A 22,523-nucleotide genomic window follows, 5' to 3' on the forward strand; every position below is an offset into this window, starting at 1 on the left:
AGGCGTCTTGGTCGCCATGGCAACGCTCGGGCGAGCGGATGGGAAGAGCAGGCGAGACGCCTTGGGGAAGGGGCAGTCCCAACTCCGGTTCGCATGAGGCCCGGCACGACCCCTCACTGCAGCAGCGCCAGCACGGATGTCTTGAGCGCAGCGAAGGCGGGATCGCTGGCGAATTTCGCCAGCGGTTCGTTGTTGGTCGTGCTGGTGCCCGTATCCTGCGACGGCGTGGAGCTGCCCGAGATTGCCGCACCCATCTTCTTGGCGGCCCAGGCGATCAGGAAGCTCAGCGTCTTGCCCTGTTCGAAGGGGTTGGCCCGCACATGGGCGGCGCCGAACACGTCGGAAATCAGGCTGTTCTGCGGGCCTCGAAGCGCTTTCACCGCGCCGCCCGAGCCGAGGAAATGCGCCAGATAGAGATTGCCGGGCGTGACGGTATGGCCGGCCTGCCTGATCACCGCAGCATTGTCGCGGGTATGGGCTGTTGTCATCGCCCGTGCGAGGTCGCAATTGGTGCGCAGCGCCAGCACCTCCTGGCGGCTTTTGCCAACCAGAAGATCCGGACGATGCAGCCGGATGGTGGTCATCCAGGTCGACTCGATGAACTGGCCGAGCCCGACCGCCGTGGAGAGCGGGTTGGCGGCATTGCATTTGTTGGCGCTTTCGATGGTGATGATACGACCGACGAACTGGTCGACGGCTCCGTTCGCACCGCTGGTGCTCGTGCTGGGAGCGCTGGGGGTGCCGGTGCTGGTACTCACCTGGCTGTCGGCGACCGGATCGACCGGCACGCCATTGTTCCGAACTTCGAAATGCAGGCGCGGCTCGCGGCTGGAGGCCGGCGTGCCGACATAGCCGATGGCCTCACCGGCCTGGACGCTATTGCCAACGGCAAGCCCGGTCGCCGCCCGGGCGAGATAGGCATACATCGAGGTCTTGCCATCATCATGGGAGAGCCGCACCACCGTGCCGAAATTGCTCTCCTCGCCGATCGCGGTGACCTTGCCGGCATAGGCGGCAACCACGGGCGCCCCCTCGGGAGCCGTCCAGTCGATGCCATAATTCATGGATGCGGCCGAACTGTCCGAGCCCTGCGGGCCGAATCTGGCGACGATCACGCCGTTGACGGGCGTGACCATGCCGCCATCCGGCACGCTGCCTTGGCCCGCCGACGACACGCATTCGAAGGGCGCACCCGCCTGCGGCTGCATCACATAGCAATCGAGATTACCGGTGGTACGCCCGATGCTGACAAAGACGATACGCCCGAGGCCCTGCTTGGAATCCCGCGGAGCGGGCGAGTAGATCAGCGAAATCGTGTCGCCTGGCTGCACCTTCTGCTCCAGGTCCTGGGCACGCGACAGCAGCATGATCGCTTCGCCGATCACCGGTGCGGGCAGCCTGTTGCGCAGCGCCGTGACATAGATCGCATCGAGCAGGCGTGGCTGGTTCTCCGGATCGACCTGCGCCGGTGCCAGCGGCGCCGCGAAGGGATCGCGCCGATACCAGGGATCTTCGGAACGCACATAGGCGCCGACATCGTTGAGGGCGATGGAGCCGATCAGCTCGGTCTTGGCATAAACAGACACCTGCACCGGCTGCATGTGGTTGGGATCGCCATCAACGGCGATCGCGCGCACCACGTAGCGGTCATCGGCCTCGAGCATCGGACGGCTGTAGAAGGCATTGAAGGCGTCCCCGGCCGCACTCGCCCGCTGGGTATCAAGGCCGAGATTGCCGAGCGCGTCCGTAAGGGGGATCCGAACCTTGGCCTTTTCGGCAAAATCCGCGACCCTGTCGCCTGCGCTGCTGCTCGAAGCGGCGATCGAAGAGGAACCGGTGGCCGTGTCGGCGCCGGGGGCGTTGTCGACCGCGCCGGCGGAAGCCGGCGCCTCCTGGGCGATGGCGATGTCCTCCTGGGACCCCAGCACCGCGACCTGCGATTGCGGAGTGGGCAGGTCGAGGACGTCCTTCAGCCGAAACACCTCGTTCTTGATGCCGAGGTTGACTGCTGCCTTGCGCTGCGTGTCACCAGCCAGCTTGATCAATTGGCGCGGAGCGCCCGCAAGCTGTGGCACGATCACCGGGTCACCGCTGAGATCGATGATGCGCGGCTTGATTGCCGCCCGTATCAGGGCCTCGTCTTCCGCTTCATTGTCCTCGCCCTGCACAGGAACCAGGCTGGCCTGCAGGTCGCTGTCGGTCACGGTGACCTGCTGCCGGGTTCGATCGGGAGCAAGCAAATAAATCGTGGTCACGGCCGAGCCGAGGCCGAGAAACACCAGAGCGGCAGCCATGGCGAAATAGACCAGCGCGCCTGCGGGGCGGGCGGCCGGCGGAGCTGGTTTGCCGGTATCCTTGGGAACATTCCTGGCCGGGCCGGCGCCGTCTGGCGCGGGCTTGGCGGTTTTCTTCGCGACCCGTGCGACGGGCTTGGCCGGCACGATGATGGTGGCGTTGGTGTCTTCGGCGGCCGCTTCGGTCTGCGGCTTGGCCACGCCCGGCCGGGAGGGATCCGCGGGATCGGAGGATGCTTGCCCGGCTATGACTGTCTTGTCGTCCATGGCGGAGGCGTGCCGAGGTCAGGGTTTGTCGTCGGGGCGGATGAACACCGTCCACGAGCCGGTATCGCCGGTGTCGACCTCCTTGAACTTGGCCTGCACGAAACCGCGCACCCAGCAATCCCAGGGCTGGTCCTGCACCTTTTCGATTTTGAAGCGCTTGGTGTCGACGCACATGTCCCAGCTTCCCTCGAATGCGCTGTCACCTGTGGCGGTCGTCGCATAGATATAAACATATCTAAGCTTGAGGCCGGCCAAATCTTCCTTGATCGGCGTGACGCAAGTATTGCCTGGCAATGTCCACCAGCCTTCGGTGGCGAATTTCCTGTCGATTTCCGCGCCGATCGCGACATTGTACAAAGTGACCGACTGATTGCACACTCGGAAAGCCGCTTCGGCCGGGTCGCCATGGCCCAGAATCAAGCCAAACGACGTCATGGCGAGGCCTAAAGCAAAGTGCGTTTTAGAGAAAACGCGCTTTTGCTCTAACTCCTTGTTTCGACGGGTCTTTGCGATTCTAGGCAATTCCAATAAATCGCAAAGCACTTTGGCCTTCGCAACCACAGACATTGAAGAAACAGCTTCGAGAGCACTGATCGACTGTATCACGCGATGACAGAATTTCGTATCCGCCGCACCTCTTTCTGTCTACCTCACAATGGGGGAGGCGACGGTCGAACGCCTGCTTTAAACTACAGTGGTATGGTGGATGTAAGCCGGTGGATCGCTTGACTTCCTCAGGTCATATGGCACAGTTCATGAGAAGCCGAGAGAATTCGCTCGCGCAGCGGCCGAACGTTTTTTTGGCGAGGCCTTGCGACAGCATTGCCAAGCCTGACAATCACACAACCAAATCCTTCGGGCGGCTGATCAATGTCCTGGTATAGCAAAGTCGCTTGGTCGGAAGGTCTGTTCCTCCGGCCGCATCACTTGCAGCAGGGCGATCGTTATCTCGAACACCTGCTCGAGGGCCGCACCAGCCAGATCACGCCCTATCCCTGGGGCTTCAGCGAAATCGAGATCGACCGCGACCTGGCGCAGCAAAGCAAATTCGGCCTGCGCCGCGCCGCCGGCGTCCTGTCGGACGGCACACCGTTCCGTTTTCCCGGTGATTGCCCGCCGCCACCACCCGCCATGGTGCCCGAAAATGCAGCCGGGCTGTTCGTCTGGCTGTGCATGCCCATGGCCCAGCCCAACAGCCGCGAGGTCGATGAGCCGGAGAGCGAAAGTGGCAGCCGCTATGTGGTGCAAGCGGAGACGCTGATCGACGCTTCCTCCGCCTTGCAGATCGAGGAAGAGATCGACATCGCGGTGCCGCGTTTCAGCTACGAAATCCGCCGGACGCCGAAACCGGGCTTCGTTTCCATGCTCTGCGCCCGGATCATCGAGGTCAACGACAAGACCATCGTCTTCGACGAACGCTTTGCGCCGCCCGTGCTGGTGGTCGCCGCCCATGCCGCCGTCACCGGCTGGCTCGACCGCGTAATCGGCTGGGTGGAGACCAAGCTCGACGAGTTGGCGCGCTTTGCCTCGGACCCGCGCTCCAGCGGCGGCATGCAGAGCGTCGACTATTTCGTGCTGCAGATGCTCAATCGTGAAATTCCGGCGCTTCGGCATATGCGCCGCTCGAAATATACCCATCCCGAGCGGCTCTATGTGGAATTGCTGCGTCTGGCCGGAGAATTGGCGACCTATTCCACGCGCGAACGACGCGCCAACGACTATCCGGCCTACGACCATGACAATCCCGGCGCCACCTTCGCCCCGGTGCTGGCCGACATTCAGCGCTTCCTCAGCGTCGACATCAGCCGCGCCATCCGGCTCGAAATCGTGGAGAAGGCCACCAACGCCTTCCTGGCGACGGTGACCGACCGCAATTTGTTCCGGGCTTCGACATTCGTGCTCGAAGTGGCGGCCCAGCGCTCGCTCACCGAGTTGCAGACACAGTTCCCGGCTCTGTTCAAGGTCGGCCCCAATACGCGCATGAACGAGATCGTGCACGCCCATCTTCCCGGCATCGGGCTTATTCATTTGCCGACGCCGCCGGCGCAGATCCGGGCGATCACCAGCCACGTCTATTTCGCCCTCGATCGCATGTCACCCCTCTGGCCTGAGTTCAGCACCGCCAGCGGCATCGGCATGCATTTTTCCGGCGACTGGCCCGGGCTTGAGCTCAATCTGTGGGTCGTCAAGGAAGACGTGAAGTAGGATGTGGGCACATGACGAACGGCAAGGGCCCGTTCGGGTCTAATCCGGATTCCGAAAAGACGGTGATCAAGCCCAATCCGGGCGGCCGGCGTGACGGCCAAGGTGCGCCCAATCCGGGCGGCCCCCCCGCGCCGGCCCAGGATATCTGGGGTGGGCCGCGCGTGGCGGCAGGCGCTGCAACGCCGCAGCCCTACCAGCCCCTGGCAGAGACACCGCGGGCCCAGTCGGCCTTGCCGCTCGCGCCCGCCACGGTCGATCTCGAAGCGCTCGGCGTCAGCGACAGGACCGGCGGGCCCAATCCCATCCTCGAAGCGGCCATGCCCTTGCTGCTCGTGCTCGCCAATATCCGTATCGCCAGGCAGGTTCCCCAGGTTGCGCCGATGATGAGCACGGTGGCGCAGGACATCGAGACCTTCGAAGCCGAGCTCAATGCGCGGGGCATTCCCGAACCGCAGGTGCGAACCGCCAAATATGCGGTCTGTGCCACCGCCGACGACATCGTGCAGAACCTGCCGAGTTCGGACCGCAATCTGTGGACGCAGTACAGCATGCTGAGCCGCTATTTCCAGGTGCGCGACAGCGGCGTCGGGTTTTTCGACGAACTGGCCAAGCTGCGGCAACACCCGCAGATCAATCATAATCTGCTCGGCCTGATGCATGCCTGCATGTCGCTGGGCTTCGAAGGCAAATATCGGGTTGCCGGCGGCGATGTCCCGCATCAGCAGATCCGCCGCGACCTCTATGAAACCCTCCGCGCCCGCGAGGCACGGGTGACGGATCATATCTCGCCGCATTGGCGGGGCCAGGACATCGCCGCCGCCTATGTACGGCGGACCGTGCCGGTATGGGCTATCACCTCCGTCGCCGTCGGCCTGCTCCTCCTCAGCTTCCTGGCGTTCCGCTGGCTGCTCGGCGGCATGTCCGACACGGCGAGCGCCGGCCTGCTCGCCCTGCATCCGACCGGCGACATCCATATCTATCGGACCGTGCCGGCACCGCCGCCGCCAACACCGCCGATCAAGGTCACCGGCCAGCTCGAGCGCATCCGCGAGCGCCTGAAGGACGACATCGCCGCCAAGAAGGCCTCGGCCGACTATTCCGGCAAGGACATCGTGGTGCGGCTCCTCAATGATTCCCTGTTCGACAAGGGCAGCACCACGGTGCGCCCCGATGCCGTTGCTGCCATCGGCCATATCGCCGCTGCGCTCGACAAGGAACCAGGGCAGATCCGTATCATCGGGCATACCGACAACACGCCGGTCCGCGCCACCGTGCGCTACAAGGACAACCAGCAGCTTTCCGAGCAGCGAGCCAAGGCGGTCGAGAAGATCCTCGTCGCCGGCATCGCCGATCCGCAGCGTCTGACCACTTCGGGGCTGGCCGATACTGCACCGATCGATCTCAGCAACACGGCCGAGGGCCGGGCCAAGAACCGGCGCGTCGAAGTGTTCATCCCGCGCGAGGATATGTGATGAAGCGCTGGATCATTGTCATCGTCAGCTTCCTGGCCGTGGTCGCGCTGTGCGCGGTGATCTGGCTGGTGCTGCCGCTTGTCGCCGTGGCCGGCATCGAGCCCTTCGACAATCCCTGGCTGCGGCTGGCGCTGATCGGCCTCCTGCTGGCCGTTTATTTCTGCTGGCTGGCCTATCGCATCTACAAACACGGGCAATCGGCCCGGGCGCTGGCCGAGAACATCGCAGTGCAGGAGCCGGAGGATGACGGCTCCGATGCCGTCGTCCTGGCCGACAAGATGCGTGACGCCCTGCTCACGCTCAAGGGCTCGCGCCGCACCAAGGGCGACTTCCTCTATGAGCTGCCCTGGTATCTCATCGTCGGGCCGCCGGGCGCCGGCAAGACTACGGCCCTGATGAATTGCGGCCTGAAATTCCCGTTGGCCGCCCATACCGGACCGATCGCGGGCAGTGGCGGCACGCGCTATTGTGATTGGTGGTTTACCGAGGACGCTGTCTTCATCGACACTGCCGGCCGCTACACCACACAGGATTCCGACACCGAATCCGACCGCAAGAGCTGGCTCGCCTTTCTCGATCTCCTCAAGCGCCACCGCGAGCGCCAGCCCATCAACGGCGTGCTGGTGGCCATCAGCATCGGCGATCTCCTGTCGATGAAGGAGGCCGAGCTCGGCGCCCATGCCGTCGCCATCCGCAAGCGCCTGGCCGAGCTCAACAATCGCCTGCAGGTGGATTTTCCAGTCTATGTCATTTTCACCAAGGCCGATCTGGTCGCGGGCTTCATGGAGTATTTCGGCAATCTCGACCCCGAGGAGCGCAAGGCCGTCTGGGGTGCCACCTTCCAGACCAAGAACAAGAAGGAGAACCGGGTCGGTGACGTCGGGCCGGAGATCGACCTCTTGGTGTCAAGGCTGAGCGCCGAATTGCCCGATCGCCTGCAGGAAGAGCCGGACCCGATTTCGCGCGTGAGGCTCACAGGCCTGCCGTCCCAGCTTGCGGCGTTGAAGCCGGTCATCACCCGCTTCCTCAACCAGATCTTCGAGCCGACGCGCTATCAGACCAGTGCCGCGCTGCGGGGCTTCTACCTCACTTCCGGTACGCAGGAAGGCACGCCGATCGACAAGTTGCTGGGCTCGCTGTCGCGCGACCTCGGCCTGCAGGCCGGTGCCAGCCTTGCCTATTCGGGACGGGCCAAGAGCTTCTTCCTCGAGCATCTCCTCACCAAGGTGGTGTTCGGCGAGGCGGGTTGGGTTTCCACCAACGCCGCGGCGGTGCGCCGCAAGATCCTGCTGCAGACCTCGGGCTATGTGCTCGTCGCTGGTGTGACCCTGGCCGCGCTCGCCGGCTGGCTGACCAGCTATTACGGCAACAAAGCCCTGATCGACCGCACGGATGTCGCCACTGCCGCCTATGCGAACGATACGGCGGCACTGCTCAAGGAGGATCCAGTCGACGATGCCGATTTCCTCAAGGTCGTCGGGCCGCTTGGCAAGCTGCGCGATTTTCCCTGGGGCTATGACCGGCTGGACAGCGAACCGCAGATCAACGAAACACTGGGGCTCGGCCAGCACAAGCGCATCGGCGCGGCAAGCGTGGCAGCCTATCGCGATGGGCTGGATCGGCTGTTACGTCCGCGCATTCTTTTCCATCTCGAAAAACGGCTCGCCGATCTGCAGGATCAGCCCGATCAGCTCTATGAACCCCTCAAGGTCTATATGATGCTGGGCGGCGATCCCGCCATTCCGGTGGATACGGCTCTGATCGAGGGCTGGATGCGGGGTGATTGGGAAAGCCTTTATCCGGGCGAGCCCAACAAGGCGACGCGCGACAGCCTGAGCCAGCATCTCGACGCCATGCTCAATATCGAGGGCACGCCGCGTCCGATCGCCCTCAATGGTGATCTCGTCAAGGCGAGCCAGGTTGCATTGACGCGGCTGTCGCTGGCCGAACGCGCCTTTGCCATCATCAAGTCGACCGCGCATGACCAGAGCGTCAGGGATTGGACCGTGGCAGGCAATGCCGGGCCGGATGCTGCCGTCGTCTTCGGCACCAATGACGGTTCGCCCACCGAGAGTGTCGGCGTCCAGTCGCTGTTTACCTATGATGGCTTCTACGCCTTGTTCCTCGACAAGATGAAGTCGGTGATCACGCTTCTGCAGAACGAGCGCTGGGTCCTGGGCGACGCAGGCAGCACGCAGGCCATCGACGAGCAATACGCCAATCTGGGCCCCGATCTCTACCGCATTTACGACCAGGAATTCATCAAGGCGTGGACTGCGGCGCTCGGCAAGTTGAAGCTCAACAGCTTCGCCGCCGACAAGCCGGGCTATGCCACGCTGCGGGCCGCCACCGGTGCCGCTTCGCCGATCAAGCTTCTGTTCGAGTCCATCTCGGCGCAAACCAGGCTGACCGAGGCACGGCAGGGAGCCGATAGTGACGTCGGCGGCAAGCTCAAGGATGCTGCGGTGAAAGCCGCTACCAAGGCCGTCACCAGAGCTGCCGGCAGCAGGCTCGATGATATGGCAGCGATCGGCCTCGACGCCGCCAAGAAAGCCTCCGGCCGTGGCGGCAATGTCGAGGCACCCTTCGTGCCGGGCGCCATCATCCAGGAACATTTCCGCCGCTATCACGACCTTGCCCGCAAGAATGGCGACAAGAGCCAGATCGACCTCCTGGTCGAGCAGCTGAAGGGCCTCTACCAGAGCCTGATCGACGAGCAGGACTTCGAGCGCGCGGCGCAGGCGCGGCAGAACATGCAGACTTTCCTCGGCTCCATCGCCACCAGCTCGTCGCGGCTCGAAACCCCGTTCGACACCATGTTCCGCGATGCGATGGCGGAATTCGAGCAGAAAATCATCGGCGACAAGGTGGCCGACCTCAAGGGCGAGCTGAAGGGCTCGGTAACCCGCGAATGCCTCAACATCGTCGGCAACAAATATCCCTTCTCGCCGGGCAGCAAGCAGGAGGTACCGATCGGCGAATTCGGCCGCCTGTTCGGGCCGAATGGGGTGTTCGACACCTTCTTTCGCGAAAAGCTGGCGGGACTGGTCGATACCTCCGGCGCGGCCTGGGGCTGGAAGCAGAACTCGAAGTTCAGCCAGGCGCTTTCGCCCGAGACGCTGCATCAGTTCCAGAACGCCGCGCGCATCAAGGAGGCGTTTTTCAGCGGGCGCGGCACCTCGCCCAATGTGAAATTCGCGCTGGTGGCGCAGTCGATGAGCCAGAAGACGGCCTCGGTGAGCTTCGAGGTCAACGGCACCAAGCTCGACAGCCCGTTCGGCGTGGTCTCGCGCGGCGATTTCGAATGGCCGGGCCGTTCTCCCGACGGCACCGCCTCGATCACCATGCCTGAAAGCGATGGCACCTCACCCTCGCTGCGTTTCACCGGCGCCTGGTCCCTCTATCGTTTGCTGCAGAAGGGCGACATGCGCCAAGCCGGAAACAAGGCGACAGCTCGTTTCGTCGTCGGCGGCAGGGAGGTCACCTATCAATTGACCTTCGACACGCTCGACAATCCCTTCACCATCCTGTCACAACTCAAATTCGCCTGTCCGTCGGACCTGTAGGACCCGTCGTCATGATGACAATGTGCGGCATGTTCGGAAAGCTGCCCTCCAAGCGCGACTTCGTGTCCTACAACATGCCGCGGCCCTTTCTCGACCAATGGGAGGAGTGGCTCCAGGGTGCCGTCGCCGCCAGCCGGCACGCGCTCGCCGAGCGCTGGCAGGAGATCTATCTCGGCTTTCCGATCTGGCGCTTCTGGTGCGGCAGGCGGGTCTTCGGCTCGGCGGTGACCGGCGCGCTGATGGCCTCGGTCGACGGCGTCGGGCGCTATTTTCCGCTGACGGTATGCGCCTGCGAGCCGCCGGACGCCTATCTGGAACCGCCGCCCTCACGCGGGCTCGATCAGTGGCACGAGGGCTGCGAGCAATTCCTGCTCCATATGCTCGACGATAATTTCGAGCGCGAGCCCTCCCATCTGCTGGCGCAAATTCCGTTTCCACCCCTCGTATCGCGCCTGCCGCCACCACAGCGCGACGGTGGCTTGCTGCTGTGGCCCGGCAGCGAAATGCCGGTCACCGACGCTTTCCGCTCGCTGGAGATGGCGGACGGCGATGCCCGCAACGGCGGCCGTAGCTATTGGTGGACGCATGGCGGCCAAGGCGCCCCTCTGGGCGGCCATCAGGCCAGGCTCGTGGTGGCCGAGGGCAAGCCCGATGCCCAGTTCTTGTCGTTCCTGATGACGGGGGAGACGATCTGATGGACCCTTGGGCATCCGGCGACCATCTGAAATTCGAGACCGCAGCACTGACCCACCCTGGCCTTGTGCGCCGCTTCAACGAAGACAGCATCTTTACCGATGGCGAGCGCGGCATCTGGGTGGTGGCCGACGGGATGGGTGGCCACCGCGACGGCAATCTCGCCAGCGCGATGATCGCCGATGCCGCGCGAGGTGTCGGCAAGAGCGCTTCCTTGATGGAATTCGCGGAGGCGTTCCGGCGAGAGATCGGCATCGTCAATGCCGAACTTCTGGCCCGTTCCCAAGGTCGGCCGGAGCATATCGTCGGCTCGACGGTTGCGGCGCTGCTGACCCATGATGGCAATTACTGCTGTCTGTGGGCTGGCGATTCCCGCTGCTATCTGGTGCGCGGCGGGCGCATCGAGCAGCTCTCGCATGACCATACCGAAGTGCAGGAACTGGTGGATCGCGGCATCATCAGCCAGGCCGAGGCGGCCAGTTGGCCACGCCGGAACGTGATTACCCGCGCCGTCGGTGCCATCGATGATTTCCAGCTTGAACATGCCACCGGTGTGGTAAAGTCGGGCGATTGTTTCGTGCTGTGCAGCGACGGCCTGACCGGACATGTCAAGGATGAGGAAATCCTGGCCATGAGCAACGGGCTGAGCGCGAACCAGGCGAGCCACGAACTTCTCGAACTCGCCTTGGCGCGCGGTGGCAAGGACAACATTTCCGTTGTCGTCGTCAATGTCGTCGACACAGGCGCGACAACGGTTGTGATGCGATAATGGCCGCCGATGGAACCGTCCGTGAACGATGACCGAACCCGGATCGCGATCCGCGGCTCGGCCGTGAGCATCGGCGCCGAACTCAACCAGACCTACCGCATCGACGCCCTTCTCGGCGTCGGCGGCATGGGAGAGGTGTATAAAGGCCACAACATCCAGACCGGCGATCCGGTGGCGATCAAGATCGTGCTGCCGGAATTTGCCGGGGATGAGACCATTGTCGGTCTGTTCCGCAAGGAAGCCCGCATCCTCAACCACCTCTATCACGAGGCCATCGTCCGCTATCACGTGTTCTCGTTCGATCCGGTGCTGTCGCGGCCTTACCTAGCGATGGAATATGTGGATGGTCCTTCGCTCGCCGCCCATGTGAAGAACGCGCCGCTTGCCCCCTCCGAATTCATGCACTTGCTGCGCCGGCTGGCCGATGGTCTGCACCGCGCGCATCTGGCTGGCGTCATTCACCGTGACATGTCGCCCGACAACGTCATCCTGCCCGGTGGCCTCGTGCAGAATGCCAAGATCATCGATTTCGGCATTGCGCGTTCCGCCAATGTCGGCGGCGAAACCCTGCTGGGCGGCAGTTTCGCCGGAAAATACAATTTCGTCTCGCCCGAACAGCTCGGCCTTTATGGCGGCGAGGTCACGCCCAAATCAGACATCTACAGCCTGGCCTTGGTGATGGTAGCCGCCATGCGAGGCCGGCCGCTCGACATGACAGGCTCGCAACTCGACATCATCGAGAAGCGCCGCAGCCTGCCCGATCTTGATGGTGTGCCCAAACAATTTCACGCCGTACTATCCGCGATGCTGGCCTCCGACCCCGCGAATCGTCCGGAGGATATGGCCGCTATCCGCGATTGGCCGGATAGTCCGGCAAGCCCCAAGCCGAAAGCCGAGAAGAAAGCCACCAGCGCCAAATCGGCCGAGGTCTCCCAGACAAAGCCTTCGCACGTCCTTCGTAACACGATTTTTGCCACTACCGCTCTCGCGGTCATCGGTCTCGGTGCGCTGGGGGGCTGGATCTATACCGATGGGAACCTGTTTTCGGGCAATACCCCACCCATAACCGGGCAGCCCGATAACAAGCAGCCGGATGGCAACAGCCAGGAGACCCTCGCCAAGCAGAAGGCCGAGCGACACGATCGTCTGGCAAAGCAGCTTGCCAGTGCTGGCCAGGGCGAGGCCGCCCTGCAAAGTTTCCTCGACCAGTGCGGCGCGGACTGCCCCGATGATCTGGTCCAGCAAGCCAGGAGCAGTATCGCTGCCCTGAAGGAGCAGGCTGCGCGCCGTGAGCGCCTGGCGGCTCAGCTATCGAGCGCTGGGCAGGACAGCTCCGCCCTGCAGAGTTTTCTCGACCAGTGCGGCACGGATTGCCCCGATGACCTGGCCCGGCAAGCCAAGAACAGTATCGCTGCCCTGAAGGAGCAAGCTGCACGCCGTGAGCAGCTGGCGAAGCAGCTTGCGAGCGCTGGCCAGGACGAGGCCGCGCTGCAGAATTTTCTGGCTCAATGCGGTGCGGATTGCCCCGATGATCTGGCCCGGCAAGCCAGGGGCAGTATCAGTGCCCTCAAGGAGCAGGCCTCCCACCGTGAGCGCCTGGCAAAGCAGCTTGCGAGTGCCGGGCAGGACAGCTCCGCCCTGCAGAGCTTCCTCGACCAATGCGGCGCGGACTGCCCTGATGATCTCGCGCGGCAGGCCAGAGGCAGTATCAGTGCCCTGAAGGAGCAGGCCGCGCGCCGTGAGCGGCTGGAGAAGCAACTGGCGAGCGCCGGACAGGACAGCTCTGCCCTGCAGAGCTTCCTCGACCAGTGCGGCGCGGACTGCCCCGGGGATCTCACCCAGCAAGCCCGGAACCGCATCGATGCGGCCAAGAAATTGGCTGCGCGGCATGACAGCCTCGCGGTGCAGCTCAAGGCTGCTGGCAAGAATGCCACTGCACTCAGGAGATTCCTCGATCAATGTGGTGCCGATTGCCCCGATGATCTGGCTGCAAAGGCAAAGGCCACGATAGAAGGCACCAAATTGGCGGCTGTTACATCACCCACGCCGGCCGTGCTCCGGGATTTCGTGGCAGGCTTTGGCGCGGATAGCTGCTTTGCCGCAACGGCAGATGATGTAACGGCCAATTCCGCAACCGTCACGGCTCTCGGCACGGCAACGGTGGACCAGAGCTTCGCCGATGCCTTCAGGCAGAAGGCTGGCTTTACGCCGACGGTGAAGCTCGATGCGGTTTCCGACCAGCAATGCGGCTTCGTCGGCGCGTTGCGCCGCATGTCGGTTGCCGGAGCGCCACCTTTGAAGATCGTCTTGAGCAAAGCCGAAATCCGCGGCGGCGACGCGGATAAGGGCACGGCGGGCGACCCACTCACCGTCTCGGTAACCGGGGCAGGAGAGCGCAACATCTATCTGTTCGTGATGGACCACAAGGGCGGGATCCAGAACATCAATCGGCTCTGTGCCTCCTGCATCACCATGAAGGCAGGGGAAATCGAGGCCGGACTCAGCCTGTCGGCGCCGGCCAGGACCGATGGCGAGGCTCGGCCCTCCTTTTATCCGATGCTGGTATTCGCCGTCGCTTCGTCACGGCCGCTCATCAGCATCAACGCGCAGGATGCCTTCGAGGCGGATGATTTCATCACGCCTTTCCTGAAGGAGATCGCGAATGCGCGGGATGTCACCACGGTGGCGGGCTATCTCAAGCTCCGCGACCAGTGACGGCGCGGCGCGGAGCAGATTGCGGGCGGCGACTTGGTGGAATGGGGCGTGACTTTCCGCCCCCTCTGGCTTCAGGACCTGAGAAGTTCTACAGCACCTCCGGAGAGGGCTATTCCAATTTCGCGTGTAAAAGCTCGATGCAGTTTACTTAACTAAATAGTATATCAATTTTTTTAGAAAGTGCTTTTGAGCACTTACCGAATTTCTTGAATCGATGAATATTTTAAGATGGATTATCGGTGAAGCCTACTCGAAAGACTTTCTTATTCCTGTGCGGAGAATTTTCTCATGTCCGATTATAAAATCTGAAATTGACTGCATAGTAATATTTATAACATTGTTATTTAGAATAATAATTAAATACTAGAATAATACTCATGCAAATTTAGTGTAATATTTAATATATTTACCCTATATATTTACAAGTGCATTATTTATTTGTATAATTTAATTATATTTTTTAAAATAGAATTATTGGAGTTTTAGAAAATAAACTTACTTCCAGTAATAATCATATGGAGGCCCTATGGCTGACCCCATTATCCTGGACAAGAACGTACTCACGTCGATTGCAAGGAATAATCAGCCGGCGGCTGAGAGTTTGAAAAAATACTTGAAGTCCGGAACGCCGGTCTATATTTCGCGCGCTGCTTATGACGAGTTGGTGACGCGGGCGCAAACTCAAAAACAGGGCGGCGAATATGATTGGCTGCTCAAGGATGCGCGGATCACGATTGCACCGTCAGGCAGCATCAAGGATCGCGGCGACGTCTATGCCGACAACATCCAATATACTCCCGCTCCCAATCGCCCGCAGTTGAAGGATTTCTCGCGCAAGGACGATACCACCAAGCCAGGCGACGTGTTCGTCGTAGCCCAGGCCAAGGCTATCAACGCGCGTCTGTGGACGTTCGATAGGAAAGTACAGAATGCGGCGCCCGCACTCGGCGTGAGACTGGCGCCGGAGTGCAGTATTGGCGACCGCAGCGGTGTCGAGGACGTAGCGATAGCACGCAAGCTACTCGGACTTAATCCACGCACCCTTGGCGCCAATGGCAAACCGGTGCCGCCGTCAGGAGGATCGGGAGGCGGATCTGGCGGCAGCTATTCAATCGGTGTGGCCGACAATACTGTGCCGGAATACGTCGGGCCATCCCCGAAGGGCACGGCAACGATAGCGGGGATTCAGCTGGCTTTCGAAGGGGTCAATTTCGTCCTCAATCTCGTCAATGACTACATCCAGAAGGGAAAGGTCACGCAAGCTCTAGATCAGGTCAGGCCGGGCATTGCCAGCGAACGCGCGTCGAATCCGCGGATGGGCATTCTGCTGTTATTTTACTATACCCAGTATCAGGCTTCCGATGAGAGTCTCATCAAGCCGGGCGCCGTGTTCGATCATTTGACCTGGGGAAAAGGGACCACCCGCGACGAAGCGCTTCGCGAGGCATTGAGCGTGCCGACACTATCGCGGGGCACCGGGCCAAACGAACGCGCCTTTTCGCAGGAAGTCTGGATAGCACCGCTTCAGAGATCTGCTGTCACCACCGCCAAATGTCCATTCAAACCCATTGCGATAGGACGGTTCTTTCTTGGCGACTCCAACAAGGCGAAATTCCAACAGGTGGAGTTCAACATTCTTGGTGGCTTTGACGATGTGGTTGAAACGAGCGTTGAACTGCCAGCCGACTCCAATGTCGATTTTGCCGTCCTTGAACCGCCAATTCAGGTCTACTGGTACAATATGAATGGGCGGCAATCCGTCAACGTTCCACTCCTGGACGATAAGACCGCGAACGAGAACACCATCAAGGTAGTCGATCTCGATCCATGGAGCCCGTTCCACGCGAAAGCAGCGATGGTCTTTCCTGTGGATGAATGGACGGAGAAGGTATTCGGACTAATTTCACCTACGGGAAACTATTTCAGCCTCGGGACCTATGTGAATTTCAACATGATCCGGTGGGTACGCGCTAAAAATATCCATCTGCTGCGCTTTTTGTAGCCGTCCAGGAAGAATTCGAGTGTCAGTCCGAGACGAGCCTCGGTCCGATGTCGATGCCGTTGCGCGTTCGCACTACGGCCAGCTTTCGAACAACTACCCCCCGATCAGCACGGTCGGCCACATGCCCACGATGGTGCCACCATGGGCGGTGAGATCGCCGATACGTGCCGCCATCTGGCCGTTGACATACACCGTGGTCGATCCCAGTGCGATCATGTCAGGCGGCCCGACGCAGATGCAGATATCCCCGACCCGGGCCTGCAACTGGCCGCCGGTGAAGACATTCACCGACCCCATCACGATCGGACCGCCGACATGCGGCACCAGCACATTCACCAGCGGGCAGACATGCATGTCGCCCAGACGTGAAGCAGGTTGTCCCATCAGCCACTTCCTGTTCCGCGTCCTTCAGGACCGAACGCGCGACGTTGCACCATACTCTGTCCGACTGCAGCGTTTTTGTCACGCCGCCCCGATCGTACAAACCAATCATAGGCCGAGGCCGCCCGAGGCACATCCTTCAAACGGGGGGAATTCGGGCAGAACTCTGCCGTGCCGCTTATTTGGAACCGAACCTGTCGAAGGTGCCGCCCCAGGTCAGCGTCAACGTCTGCTGGCCGTCATGCCAGTAGTAATAATTTAGATGGTCAGTCAGCGGCGAAAGTCGAAATAAATCAACGATTTCAGTCATGGCATCTTGAGAACACATACGAACAACACATACGATGGAGTCCCTGATGCCTCGCGGAATTTCGATCAAGATGAAGAACGTCGTCCAGACAAAATACGGCATCTACCAGTTTCGTAAAACTGTCCCGGCTCCGCTTCGGGCGATCCTTGGGCGGACAGAATTTCTCTACAGCCTCGAAACGAAGGATGAGAAAGAAGCCTTCGTCAAGGCACTGCCCATAACCAAAGCGGTGAATGAGCAACTTGAGAATGCCCGTAGGAAGCTGAATGTAGATCACAATCGGGCTGCATTGCGTCAGATGATTTTGGAGCCTAGTCCCGACCAAATCGTGCGATTGGATATTGCGAGAAAAGAGGCAATCGCCTCCGGTCGGGAAGCCATGCACAAGCTTCTCCAGACCACGCGATCTAAGATCGCAGCGACGAGCAAAGGCCATGCTCGCTCTATGACACTTACACAGGCTCAGAATGAATATTTGGCTGATAGAGATTCGAAAACTAGAGATGAAGTTAGCAAAAGACGTTTTGAAAGGTCGATTATATCGGTAATCAACACCTTAAAAGCTTACTTCGATGGAAAAGACGTGTTTATTACCGATGTAAGCCGTTCGGATGCGCGTGCATATATGAGTATGAGAGCAAAGAGTATCAAAATTAATTCGCTGAATACTCAATTGAGAACTCTGAAGGCCGTATTTACATTCGGGTTAAGAGAAATTGAATCGAATAATAAAAATCCATTTGACGGATTGAAAATGCAGGATGACATTGCGGTTGGTGATCGGAAGAATCCTTTCACATCCGGAGAAATCAAGAAAATTATCGGGCATTTGTGGGATATGCCGACTAGCGAAATTCGTTTAATTGGCTTGCTAACTGCATTCACCGGTTGTCGTGAGATGGAGATTGTTGGATTGGATTGGGCGGATGTCAAAGTGAAAGATAAAATCCCGCATATCTTTATTCAGCCAAACGCTCAAAGAAACTTGAAAACTACAACTTCTAAACGTGTTCTTCCGATATCCGAGCCATTGATGGAATTGCTTAAATCCTTATCGCCAAAAATCGGACCTGTATTTCCGGGGTATGCAGGGCAGAAATACGGCGCCGGAAATGCCGGGAAAGAACTGAATCGAAACCTTCGTGAAATCGGGATAGCCGATCCGAAAGTTTCTTGGCATTCATGGCGGCATACGATGAAAGACGCTCTTCGCAATACGAAGTGCGATCCGGAGCTTAGACTGGAGCTACTTGGGCATACTAAACAAGGAATGGATAACATATACGGCGATGGCTTCAATCTAAAAAACAAGAAAGAAGCCTTAGACAAAGCTATTTCTTATATGTTCAGCTAGATGGAGATTGAGATCATTTTTCTAAAATAAACTCTTGCAATTCTTTTTTCTCCCATTTTCTCAGAGGAGGCACACAGACATGAATTTCGTTCGGCATTCGTTCAATTTTCTATCGGAACTTAGCGCCTCCGAGCCGATAAGGAGAGATGATTTCGTCGATAATCAAGATAACAACATGATTAAATCTATCCAGAGGACTTGCACATGCTAATTGGTTATGCCTATACATATGGCAAAGCCTCAGCCGGCAATCAAGATTTGAGCCGCCAGCGTTCTGCATTGACGGCAGCCGGCTGTATCTCGATTTATGAGGATCGGCTCACAATGGGCAATCCTCAACCGGAGCGGAAGCGTGCGCTAGATCAACTTCGCGAAGGGGATACTCTCGTTGTCACCCAGCTTGATCGATTGGCGAAGCCCATCGGAAAACATGAACTGACAATGATCGCGAGCCTTCTCAGTGAGCGCAAAGTTGGGCTGCGTTCACTTAACGAGGCTTGGGCTGATGCGAATAACATAATCACGAACTACCTTGATTATCAGAAATATGAAAAGGATCCACTCACATTAAAGCCAATATATGACGAATTTGTTCGTATCGTTTTTGAGAGTGGAGACAATTACAAAATCGATTACCCATGGTGTTTGACATTTGGCTATCAAGGCGACTCGTCGATCGAGCGCTGGGGGATTGGCAATAATCATCTATTAGAAATGTTCCTTAATCTTCAGGATAAAGGAGGATTTAGTTACGAAAAATCTAAAACCTTTTGCGAAAAATTGCGAAAAATCGGAAGGTGGTTTGAGTTAAAATTTAAGCTGGATGAGTGGTTTCAACGTGCTTACAAAGATTTGATCGTAGGAAAAATTGACCGAGATGTCGCGCTGTTTGCGTGTTACATCGCTATTTGTAATATAAAATACGGAGCGAGCTGGGATTATCTCACAGCAAATGAAATATTCAGAAAACTGACTGCGTTGGGATCCGATTTGCCATCTCAGCTGAAAAGGCACGGAAGTGGTGAATTGCCGAAAGCGATTACCGACTACAAAGATGATGATGTAACGTTTAAGGCAAACGATGCCTTCGCCACGATCCGGGTCGCCATTAAAAATGAGAGCGAGGAGAATTATCGAAAAGTCCTCGACCATCTCGCTCATGTGTTGGAAGAGGAATTCCCCCGGAGCTACGCTATTGAGTTCCGTAGCCCGAATAAAGCGTTCCTACCGATCAGTGGATTGCCGAAGAAGGGTATTAACCAGCTGTTTGCCAACGCTGCAATCTATCCCTCCCTATGGCCGTTGATCGAGCGATACGCTCGTCTGGCAATGCGAGAGTTCGAATGGTACTCAAACACTCCGGAAGAGAACCCGGTGATGCCGGGCACATTTGCCGTGTTTGCTTTGGCTTTGGCCGATAAGTCCTATGGCCGCCTCGCTCTAGACTATTTACGCATTTGTGATGGAGAGCATCAGTCGGCTCATGCCAACTTGGTCCATGCCTATATTGCGAAACATGGCTTCACAGGCGATGCGATCCGACTGCTGATTGCCTCCGCCGAAAACATTCAGAACATGACAGCTCGCAAGACCTATCCATCGCTGATCGCGAATGAGAATAGTATGGCCCTCCTTGCACAAGCTCGAAAAGACAAGACGAGCGAAACGCCTGCTGATGAGTCTGAAAAAAGCACCTCGTGGGCCAGAGACCCGGATCGTGCTTGGCGAAATGTCCTAACAACTATCTGGGGTGAGGCTGCCATAAATCGGCCGGATGAGATCATGGAAGCCGCGCCGGAGGAGCTACGACATCTGTATCGATCAGTCTTAGGGGTGGATGAAGACATCTCGGCATACGGCGGACGCACCTAGAGGGGTATTGGACAAGAAATCTTGTTCAAATAGGAATAAAGCCGTGTTTTATCTGCTCAAACTGCAGATAGGATGGCTTCTTCGTATAAGGTCTGAGTATTGATAAACCGTCGTTGCTCAGTGCTTTTTAGCGTCGAATTTGCTGTAGCTTCGGTATGAACCGTAGATGTAACGATTGTTATTGATTCAATTTCTAATCCTTCATCAAATAACAGAAAGCTCTGAAGACCAAGATGGATTATTGGCCCTAATATATCTGAGCAAAACATCGCTCTCTATTTTTTCATGAAAATTCGACGCTATTATTGCTGCTCGATCGGCATTATCTGGATCGCAGGCCCGCATAAACGACCCTTGATAGTCACCGATTGGAGGATCCACATCAATACCGCGATCTCTAAGGAGAATGGCATAGCTTCTCCACGTATCGATAATAGAATTCATCAAGTATTTATTGCCAATAATTCTATCGATGATTAACATATATTCTTCATAATTTACAATTAAATGATTTTTTACTTCTGGACCTGAGAAATATATAGAATCCAGAACAATGGAATCTTTATCGAACCCAGAAAGGTCCGATGGCTTTATTATAGGTTTGGGGAAAGTGTGGCCCGGCAAGTCGAATTCTCCCTTTATCTCACAACAATTTGCAACGTTGATATCTCGTGGGCTCGCCACATAGTAATCGGACGCGAAACGCTGCAAAACGCAGAAAAGACCGGATCGTCAGAGGGCGACAAGGGCAATCCGTTTCATTCATCGGCGGCTCTCAATTCAATGCCGTGAGTATCTTCGAAGGTTGTAGCAAGCCAGTCCGTCAGCAGGCCAAATTGCTTCTGTGCCTTGAAAGCAGGTTCTGCGATCTTCCATGCATCATCCAAGGTCGATGGTGGAGGCATCTCCCCGTACCGTTCGGCGTAGCTCGAATAGAGCGATAGAACCATCATCGGGATTTCTAGCGCTGGAATCTTGTCATCCAGCGTATGAATGGCAAGGGTAAATGGCCTGATGGCCTCCAAATCCACATCTGTGAAACCGGCCTTGATCATGACGGCTACGTCAATCGCCGTCTTTGCGGCTGGCAAGCGACAATTGGTCATCTCTTACCGCCAATTGCTGCCAATCAGCCTCATGAAGATCAGAATGCCTAGCGTATTCCTCAATCTCAGACGGCAGTTTCGAGGCGAAAATTCCCATGTAGCCCTCTCAATTCGCCACTGCGCTTAGCTCAAAATATTTGCGAAACAGAGTTATTCTTAGCATTCTGAGATTTCCGCATTTTCTGGTGGAGTGCTCCATAAATGAGAATTGGAACCACAATCACAATTTGTGCAGTAACCAAAATCCCAAATTCCACAGCGTCCCACTTCCAGAAATATATAGTACCCGAACCTGTAGAGGTTCCAATTACAGACATAATTAGGAGGACGGCAATAATCCAAGACAACACCCTATAAATTGGCATGATTATCGCCTTTTTGTATAATAAAAAGCCGGCTAGATAAGAAAGAGTTAGTGGGGTTGCAATAATTATGGCCGCTAGTTGAATGAGTTCTAATATCGGCGCATTTAATTTCTCTTGTAGATAAAATAATTGACCGATGATGAGGACGAGCCAAACGGCCGCAACTCGATTGTAAGTGTTACTCCACATTGTAAACAGCCCCTAGATAGCCAACAACTTCTATATTAGATCGTGGAACGTCGGGTCTCCAAGTTGAAAAGTCGATTTTTTAGAAAAACTGTGAAGTCCTATACGCATAGCGGCTGACCAAAATCCTCATAGGATTCTGCAAATACCAGTAAAAGGGGCTGGTCTATCACGGGACACCGACAATCCCATGTTTTGGTAGGCTAATAGGAACCCTTTGTATAATTTGGGTATACGCTAGAGAGGCGTTGGCGTGAGACAGTTTTGATGTCTTAATAGAGTTGACATTGGATATACGAGACAGTATCTGATGGACATCTAGAACCTAATGAGACAGAACGGCCATGACACAATATGGATATGCAAGAGTCAGCACTTCCGATCAGGATTTGACCATTCAACGCGAAGCGCTGGCTAAGGCCGGTTGCGAAGTCATCCGAGAAGAGAAGGTTTCTGGTACCAGCCGGAACGGCAGGGAGGAACTCGACACGCTGATGCAGTTCATGCGGTCTGGTGACGTTCTGACGGTCACTCGCGTTGACAGGCTGGCGAGGTCGATCGGTGATTTGCAGGATATCGTTAGAGAACTGAAGGCCAAGAGTGTCGCATTGAGAGCGACAGAACAGCCGATTGATACCTCCACAGCTGCGGGCAAAGCCTTCCTCGATATGCTTGGGGTGTTTGCCGAGTTCGAGACGAACCTGCGTAAGGAGCGCCAGCTAGAGGGAATTGCCAAGGCCAAGGCCGCTGGAGTCTACAAAGGTCGAAAGCCTTCTATCGATGCCGAGAAGGTCCGGGAAATGCATTCTGCGGGAATCGGTGCAACTGAGATTGCCAAGAGCTTGAGGATTGGACGAGCAAGCGTCTACAGAATGCTTGGGGAGTGATGCGGATTCCGAGTGAAACCGACTGCGGCTCCCAAATATGTAGACCCCGATTTAAGCGGGATTACGCAGCATGAATTGT

Annotated in this window: 15 protein-coding genes; 10 read left to right on the forward strand and 5 right to left on the reverse strand. The window is 57.6% G+C overall.

All coding sequences use genetic code 11. The features are described from left to right. Positions 1-113: 113 nt before the first annotated feature. Positions 114-2,561, reverse strand: coding sequence for a M23 family metallopeptidase (locus ACZYTC_RS32030; protein ID WP_488991486.1), 2,448 nt, complete (start codon positions 2,559-2,561; stop codon positions 114-116). Positions 2,562-2,579: 18 nt separating this feature from the next. After that, on the reverse strand, positions 2,580-3,167 hold the full coding sequence (locus ACZYTC_RS32035) for a DUF1036 domain-containing protein (RefSeq protein WP_441770599.1): 588 nt from the start codon (positions 3,165-3,167) through the stop codon (positions 2,580-2,582). Between the two features lie 264 nt (positions 3,168-3,431). Between ACZYTC_RS32035 and tssK the strand changes: the two genes are divergently transcribed. The 7 genes from tssK (at position 3,432) to ACZYTC_RS32070 (ending at position 15,983) form a co-directional block, all read left to right on the forward strand. Next, complete coding sequence (gene tssK / locus ACZYTC_RS32040) at positions 3,432-4,766, forward strand: type VI secretion system baseplate subunit TssK (RefSeq protein ID WP_434960580.1); 1,335 nt, start codon at positions 3,432-3,434, stop codon at positions 4,764-4,766. An 11-nt stretch (positions 4,767-4,777) separates the two neighbouring features. After that, positions 4,778-6,238 (forward strand): type IVB secretion system protein IcmH/DotU, encoded by a 1,461-nt coding sequence (gene icmH, locus ACZYTC_RS32045; protein WP_488991487.1) that lies wholly within the window; start codon positions 4,778-4,780, stop codon positions 6,236-6,238. Continuing rightward, complete coding sequence (tssM, locus tag ACZYTC_RS32050; RefSeq protein ID WP_488991488.1) at positions 6,238-9,804, forward strand: type VI secretion system membrane subunit TssM; 3,567 nt, start codon at positions 6,238-6,240, stop codon at positions 9,802-9,804. Before icmH ends, tssM begins: the two co-directional genes overlap by 1 nt. An 11-nt stretch (positions 9,805-9,815) precedes the next feature. After that, positions 9,816-10,499, forward strand: a complete 684-nt coding sequence (tagF, locus tag ACZYTC_RS32055) for a type VI secretion system-associated protein TagF (protein WP_481271438.1) — start codon at positions 9,816-9,818, stop codon at positions 10,497-10,499. Then, on the forward strand, positions 10,499-11,266 hold the full coding sequence (locus ACZYTC_RS32060; protein ID WP_488991489.1) for a PP2C family protein-serine/threonine phosphatase: 768 nt from the start codon (positions 10,499-10,501) through the stop codon (positions 11,264-11,266). The genes tagF and ACZYTC_RS32060 overlap by 1 nt, the downstream gene beginning before the upstream one ends. Before the next feature lie 21 nt (positions 11,267-11,287). Next, positions 11,288-13,981, forward strand: coding sequence for a serine/threonine-protein kinase (locus ACZYTC_RS32065; protein WP_488991490.1), 2,694 nt, complete (start codon positions 11,288-11,290; stop codon positions 13,979-13,981). A gap of 526 nt (positions 13,982-14,507) precedes the next feature. Next, a complete protein-coding gene (locus ACZYTC_RS32070; RefSeq protein ID WP_441770605.1) occupies positions 14,508-15,983 on the forward strand; it encodes a PIN domain-containing protein in 1,476 nt (491 codons plus the stop codon). A 93-nt stretch (positions 15,984-16,076) separates the two neighbouring features. Here ACZYTC_RS32070 and ACZYTC_RS32075 read toward each other — a convergent pair whose 3' ends face one another. Beyond that, positions 16,077-16,367 carry a PAAR domain-containing protein gene (locus tag ACZYTC_RS32075; RefSeq protein ID WP_434960587.1) on the reverse strand — a complete coding sequence of 97 codons (291 nt, stop codon included), beginning with the start codon at positions 16,365-16,367 and terminating at the stop codon, positions 16,077-16,079. Between the two features lie 377 nt (positions 16,368-16,744). On the opposite strand from ACZYTC_RS32075, the gene ACZYTC_RS32080 reads away from it, so the two are divergent. Further along, on the forward strand, positions 16,745-18,028 hold the full coding sequence (locus ACZYTC_RS32080; protein WP_488991491.1) for a tyrosine-type recombinase/integrase: 1,284 nt from the start codon (positions 16,745-16,747) through the stop codon (positions 18,026-18,028). Between the two features lie 204 nt (positions 18,029-18,232). Continuing rightward, on the forward strand, positions 18,233-19,900 hold the full coding sequence (locus ACZYTC_RS32085; protein WP_488991492.1) for a recombinase family protein: 1,668 nt from the start codon (positions 18,233-18,235) through the stop codon (positions 19,898-19,900). A gap of 204 nt (positions 19,901-20,104) precedes the next feature. On the opposite strand, the gene ACZYTC_RS32090 is transcribed toward ACZYTC_RS32085, so the two are convergent. Together ACZYTC_RS32090 and ACZYTC_RS32095 are read right to left on the reverse strand one after the other, a co-directional pair. Continuing rightward, on the reverse strand, positions 20,105-20,524 hold the full coding sequence (locus ACZYTC_RS32090; protein ID WP_488991493.1) for a hypothetical protein: 420 nt from the start codon (positions 20,522-20,524) through the stop codon (positions 20,105-20,107). 134 nt (positions 20,525-20,658) lie between these two features. Next, entirely contained in the window at positions 20,659-20,955 is a 297-nt protein-coding gene (locus ACZYTC_RS32095) for a hypothetical protein (protein WP_488991494.1), read from the reverse strand. Positions 20,956-21,901: 946 nt separating this feature from the next. Here ACZYTC_RS32095 and ACZYTC_RS32100 point away from each other — a divergent pair. Then, positions 21,902-22,444, forward strand: a complete 543-nt coding sequence (locus ACZYTC_RS32100) for a recombinase family protein (RefSeq protein ID WP_488991495.1) — start codon at positions 21,902-21,904, stop codon at positions 22,442-22,444. The last annotated feature ends 79 nt before the right edge of the window (positions 22,445-22,523 follow it).

This window comes from Labrys sp. F242 (assembly GCF_057813875.1).